The 538-nt window shown below is 42.2% G+C and carries 1 protein-coding gene; it reads left to right on the top strand.

The features are described from left to right. Window positions 1-538 (top strand): ATP-binding cassette domain-containing protein (locus tag A3762_RS05740; RefSeq protein ID WP_156493270.1); only part of this gene is annotated, 538 nt, incomplete at both ends.

The following is a 538-nucleotide window of genomic DNA, read 5'->3' on the forward strand; positions in this document are numbered from 1 at the left end:
TTCTATTCAAGGTTTGCCCCTAATACAAGTAATAGAATCACGTTTTGGGGCTGCACAATCACGGAGTTTAGATGATTCCAACCATGTAGCGATCACTAATTCGCGGATCCAGAATACTGGTCAAGTAATGACGCAAGTCATCGGCACATTAAGTATAGTGATCGCGGTGTTAGCCGTGATGCAAGGTTTAAATGAACCGAGCGCAATGATTGTAATCATTATTTTGGTGTGGAAAGCATTAACACCAATTATGGGAGTATTCAATGCAATCACCCGTTTTAAATCGATTCAAAGCTCTGCACGTCAAGTGAATGCATTGATGTCCTTGGATGATGATCGCCAGAACCTAGAAAAAAGCCCACCTATCGATCAAGTAAGCGGCAATATTCAAGTGCATGGCCTGACTCATCGTTATTCAGGCAGTACTAAAGGCTTAACTAATCTCGAATTCAAAGTGAATGCGGGCAGTAAAGTCACCATAGTTGGACCACCCGGCTGCGGCAAAACCAGTTTATTAAAAGTACTTGGTAATCTTGAG

It is taken from the genome of Oleiphilus sp. HI0125 (assembly GCF_001635355.1).